Source organism: Candidatus Sordicultor fermentans (assembly GCF_012728195.1).
GTDB classification, from domain to species: Bacteria; Atribacterota; Atribacteria; order Atribacterales; family Caldatribacteriaceae; genus Sordicultor; species Sordicultor fermentans.
On the sequence record NZ_JAAYFP010000153.1, the window covers coordinates 1 to 5,538 of the forward strand.

At 44.1% G+C, this 5,538-nt stretch carries 4 protein-coding genes; 2 read left to right on the forward strand and 2 right to left on the reverse strand.

Annotation, left to right across the window (positions count from 1 at the left end; translation table 11 throughout):
• The first annotated feature begins 111 nt into the window (after window positions 1-111).
• A complete protein-coding gene (locus tag GXZ17_RS07940; protein ID WP_409376757.1) occupies window positions 112-1,566 on the forward strand; it encodes an NADP-dependent malic enzyme in 1,455 nt (484 codons plus the stop codon).
• Between the two features lie 756 nt (window positions 1,567-2,322).
• On the forward strand, window positions 2,323-2,484 hold the full coding sequence (locus GXZ17_RS07945; RefSeq protein ID WP_409376758.1) for a hypothetical protein: 162 nt from the start codon (window positions 2,323-2,325) through the stop codon (window positions 2,482-2,484).
• A gap of 131 nt (window positions 2,485-2,615) precedes the next feature.
• Here the strand turns inward: GXZ17_RS07945 and hydF are convergent, their stop codons facing one another.
• Together hydF and GXZ17_RS07955 are read right to left on the reverse strand one after the other, a co-directional pair.
• A complete protein-coding gene (hydF, locus tag GXZ17_RS07950; RefSeq protein WP_409376759.1) occupies window positions 2,616-3,869 on the reverse strand; it encodes a [FeFe] hydrogenase H-cluster maturation GTPase HydF in 1,254 nt (417 codons plus the stop codon).
• A gap of 16 nt (window positions 3,870-3,885) precedes the next feature.
• Window positions 3,886-5,295 (reverse strand): aspartate ammonia-lyase, encoded by a 1,410-nt coding sequence (locus tag GXZ17_RS07955; protein WP_409376760.1) that lies wholly within the window; start codon window positions 5,293-5,295, stop codon window positions 3,886-3,888.
• Window positions 5,296-5,538: the final 243 nt, after the last annotated feature.

Below are 5,538 nucleotides of genomic sequence, written 5' to 3' on the forward strand. Positions count from 1 at the left end.
AACACGTTATAATGATTTTGTGGTTACTATATAATTTTGATTATTCAGTGATGAATTTGATACAACCAGAATATCTAAAAATGATATTTAAATAATTAAGGAGGAAATTATATGCCCAAAATAAACTGGACTCTGGATAATTTAGATGAAATTCTTTCTTCTCTTGCTCCTGAACAATCAGCACAGGTTAAAACTCTCTTTTTTATGAGGTTAGCCGAGCAAGCCCATCGGTTTTATGGAGGCAAGATGCAAACTGTGCCCAAAGCGGGGGTTTTTGGTTTTAACTGGTTTAACGTCTGGTATACCCCGGGGGTTTCCAGGATTTCTACCACCATCAGGGATAACAATGATGAATCTTTTGAGCTCTCTAACCGGGGAAATCTGGTAGCGGTGGTAAGCGACTCTTCTCGAGTTCTGGGAGACGGAGATTGTACCCCTCCGGGGGGTTTGGGAGTTATGGAAGGGAAGGCTTTCCTCATGAAGTATCTGGGGGGAGTTGATGCTACCGCTCTGTGTATTGATAGTAGAGATGAAAGAGGAAACCACCGACCAGAAAAAATCATTGATTTTGTGAAAATGGTAGAGCCCAGCTTTGGAGCAGTTAATCTGGAAGACATATCCCAGCCTAATTGCTACCAGGTATTGGACACTTTACGGGAAGAATGCAATATCCCGGTCTGGCACGATGATGCTCAAGGTACAGCTTGCGTTACTCTCGCTGGTTTAATTAACGCTTTGAAATTAGCGGACAAGAAAATAGGAGACGTAAAAATAGTACTTTTAGGAGCGGGTGCTTCTAATACCACCATAGCTCGTTTTATAGAGCTTGCAGGAGGTAATCTCCAGAATATGATTGTATTTGATTCTCGAGGTGCTCTGCATCGTGATAGAAAAGATATAGAGTCTGACCCTCGCCACTATAGGAAGTGGGAATTATGTCTTAAGACCAACCCGCAGCGGGTTCGCGATATAGAAGAGGCGATGAGAGGAGCTGATGTTTTGATAGCGCTATCCACTCCCGGGCCGGACGTAGTAAAACAAGATTGGATAAAACTCATGGCAGATAAATCTATCGTTTTTGCTTGTGCTAATCCAGTTCCAGAGATTTATCCTCATGCTGCTCGGGAAGCCGGAGCTTTTATTGTGGCTACCGGTCGAGGTGATTTTCCCAATCAGGTGAATAATTCCCTGGGCTTTCCCGGAATTTTAAAAGGAGCATTGCTTGTCAGAGCTAAAAAGATATCCGATGGAATGGCTATTGCTGCCTCTTATTCTTTAGCTGACTATGCTGAAAAAAGAGGCATACACCCCGATAATATTCTTCCCACTATGGATGAGGTAGGAGTTTTCCCTCATGAGGCAAAAGATGTAGCACAAGAAGCCATCAGGGAAAACCTGGCCCGGGTAGAAATATCGCAAGAAGAAGCATTCTCCCGGGCAGAGAAAGACATAAAATATGCCCGGGAACTGGTGCAGATGATGATGAAAGAAGGGTTTATTCCCACTCCTCCGGAGAGTTTACTCCAGGAAGCTCTGGACTGGGCAATGCAACAAATCTCTGTGTGAGCGAGAAAGAGAGGGAAGTCAGGAATAAGCTTGTATCTGATTTTCCTCTCTTTCTTTATCTGCAGAAATATCGTAGTTTCTCTGGCAAGGCTTCGGAGATAGCTCCACATAGCTCAACAGATAGTAACAGGTCATTAAATCGTAGTGTTCTGTAAAATTGTTGTAACTGGCTACTTTTATTTAAAAATAAGCTTATGTATTTATTAGGAATCCAAATCAGAGGAGAGGAAACCCTCCCTTTTCTGTCATCGCGAGGAGCGATTGAGGTGGCGATCTCGCTTTTCTGAGCCTCAAAAAACTAAAAAGCAAATTAGATAGAGTAAAAAGCTCGGGATTGCCACGTAAGCGAAACCACGAACTCGCAATGACACCTCCTCGTCACCCCTGAACGTTTCTATCATCCCCAAGTCCGTCACCCCGGCAATCTTTAAGCCGGGGTCTAAATTATTTAAAAACATGGATTCCCGATAAAAAATCTCGGGAATGACGAAAAAGGGATGTCACCCCTGAATGCCCCTATCAGGGGTCCATAAGTATTGAAAAGATGTGGATTCCCGATAAAAGATTTCGGGAATGACGGAGGGGGTGTCACTGCTGAATGCTCCTATCACCCCAAGTCCGTCACCCCGGCAATCTTCAAGCCGGAGTCCACAGTATTGGAAAGATTTGGATGCCCGATAACAAATTTCAGGCATGACGGATGATGTGGATTCTCGATTGAAGACTTCAGGAGTAACGAAAGTCAGGAAGGAATGTGTGAAGCTACGGTTGAGCGGGTTACCCGGAAAGAATGCCGGGGCAGAGAAGAGAGGAGCAAAGCATGAAAAAGGGAAATGTCGCAATGGGTTTTGTGCTTTTATCGCTATTCCTGACAGCTACAAAGGGCTCTATAACTGGGATGTCGGGAAAAATACCTAAACCGATAAACTTACCTCGTCAAGAGAGAAAAAGCCCGGACTTTCAGATAACGCAATTTTCAATCTCCAATTGGCTGATGAAGAGAAAAGACCTAACCGCTAACTTCCATTTTGGAAAACACTCTATAGAGGCTATTCCCCTGCTACCCGGTGGAAGGCAATGGTGGAAGGCTCTGTACCTTGAGGCTTTACTCTCATTTCTGGAAAAACTTCAAGCACTCTGGGAAAGAGCCCCTGCAGGTAAGCAATGGCTATCCCATAGTTGGTGATGGGTACACCTTCTCTTTTGGCAGTTAAGATACGATAATACATTTCTTTGGGGTTCAGCATGCAGGCGCCACAATGAATTATTAATCGGTATTGTGAAAGATTATCCGGAAAGCTTGCTCCAACATTGATTTCGGTTTTTATTTCAAATCCCAATCGCTGGCGTAGCCAGTGAGGTATTTTTACCCTTCCAATATCGTCAGGCACAGGGTGATGTGTGCATGCTTCTGATATTAAAACCCGGTCTCCAGGCTTCAAAGTTTCGATAGTTTTGGCTCCTTCTACGAGAGTTAAAAGGTCTCCCTTGTAGCGGGCAAAAAGAATTGAAAAACTGGTCAGTGGCACTTCCTGAGGTACTACTTCGGCAACTTTATGAAACACCTGAGAGTCAGTAACCACCATACGGGGAGGGCTGCCTAACTTCTTCAGAGTTTCTGCTAATTCCCTTTCTTTGGTAACTACAGCTGTAGCTTCGGCATCGAGCAGGTCTCTTATGGTCTGCACCTGGGGGAGAATAAGCCGCCCCTTGGGAGCCCCGAGGTCTATAGGCACTACCAGCACCACCATGTCTCCGGGAGACACCAGGTCTTTAATGAGAGGCTTCTCCTCATAAGAGCTCTGTAATATAGATATCAATTCTTGCTTTAACTCGGCAATACCTTCGCCGGTTTTGGCACTCACTCTAAAGACTGGTATATTTTTATCTATAAAAGCTTTGCCTGGAGAAGGACAATCAATTTTGTTCTCTACCCCTATTATGGTCGTGCCATTGCTACGCAAAAGGTCAATAAGCTCCTTTTCAAAGGTAAAATCTGAGTTATAATCCCATATTACGAGGGCCAAATCACAGCGCCTGAGTATCTCCATGGTTTTCTTTTTGCGGAGTTCTCCTAAAAACCCCTCGTCATCCAGTCCTGCGGTATCGATGAGGGTTACCGGTCCGAAGGGAAGTAATTCAATGGCCTTGAATACCGGGTCGGTGGTAGTACCAGGACTTTCTGATACAATGGCCACTTCTTGTTGAGTTAGAGCATTAATAAGGGAAGATTTGCCAACATTTCTCCTGCCGAATAGCCCGATATGAGGCCGTAAACCGCGGGGTGTAGTTTGTGCTGTCATAGCCTTTTTACTCCTTTTATTCTAACTCCGGATATTCCAGGGTCTGGAAACTCCGAGAAGATTCAATTATGCTTTCCAGTTCTTTTTCAGAAAATATCTGGCGCTCAATTAGAAAATCCTTGAAAATCTTACCTTCTTTAAGACATTCCCGAACCAGTTCTGAAGTTCGCTCGTGTCCCAGGTGAGGGACTATGCAGGTTGCCATAGCGAAGCTTTTCTCTAATAACTCATTGCAACGGTCTTGGTTGGCCTTTATTCCCCGTATGCATTTTTCCGCAAATACGTGTATGCTTTCTTTAAGCTCTTCTATCATAGTCAGAATATGGTGAGCAATGAAAGGAGCAAGATGGTTTAGCTCCAGCTGTCCGCTGGAACAGTAAAAAGCAATAGCCTGGTCTCTGCCCAATATATCTATGGCGATTCCTTCTACATATTCACACATAACAGGATTGATTTTACCAGGCATAATTGAAGAGCCCTCCTGGAGAGGAGGTAGGGTAATTTCTCCAATGCCAGCTCGTGGTCCCATAGAAAGCAGGCGCAAGTCATTGGCTATTTTGCGCAAGTTCACGGCCAGAGAACGTAAAAGACCTGATAATTCAGAAAAAACATCTAAATTCTGAGTGTTTTCAAAAGCATTTGTTGCTCTCGTGAGAGATAATCCAGTAATCTCGTTGAGATAGGGAACGACTCTTGCCCTGTATTCAGGGTGGGCATTTAATCCGGTTCCTACAGCAGTACCACCTAAGTTAATTTCTTTCATTAGTTCTTTGCCTTTTTCGAGTCTCCGGCGGTCTCGGGAGATGGCTTCGGCAAAAGCTCCAAATTCCATTCCCAGAGTTATGGGAACGGCATCCTGAAGCTGGGTTCGTCCCACCTTGGCTATAGAGGCAAACTCTCTTTCTTTTTGCTGGAGCTCTTCCTGGATAAAGATTATTTCCTTTTCTAATTCATCGAGCTGCCACAGCACTGCCACTTTTACTGCAGTTACGAAAGTATCATTTGTTGACTGGCTCAGGTTGACACTATCGAAAGGGTTGACAATCTGGTAGCTTCCTCTCTGGTGACCCAGGATTTCCAGAGCCCGGTTAGCAATCACTTCGTTTATATTCATGTTCAGCGAAGTTCCGGCACCACCTTGAAGGATAGGAACGATGATTTCTTCATCGAATTTACCCTGCATCCCTTCTTCGCAAGCTTTAAGTATTGCGTTACCTGTGTTCTCCTCCAGAAGCCCGATTTCGGTATTCGCTCTGGCACAGGCCCATTTTACTGCAAAATAGGCTTTTATCAACGAAGAAGGAACTTTTTGAGAGATAGGAAAATTATCCCGGGCTCTCAGGGAATGGATTCCCCAGTATGCATTTTGAGGTATTAACTCTTCACCCAGGGAATCTCTTTCCCTGCGAAAATTTCTATTTTCCAATATCTCTTCACTCCTTTTTATCCGGTTTCCCTGTTAGTGAGAACCAGACAGGTCTCTTTTTATTTTAATTGACTGGCAAAAATTAATAAGCAGGCGTAAAAACACATTGTGACTGCTTCCCCGGGAAACAGTGTGAACCAGGGTGTTTCTATAGATATCATAATACAGAAGAGCCAGGCATAACAGTCAATAGAAACTTCGTCTTGATTCAGAGACTGAGGAATAGCCCCCTAACAGTAAACG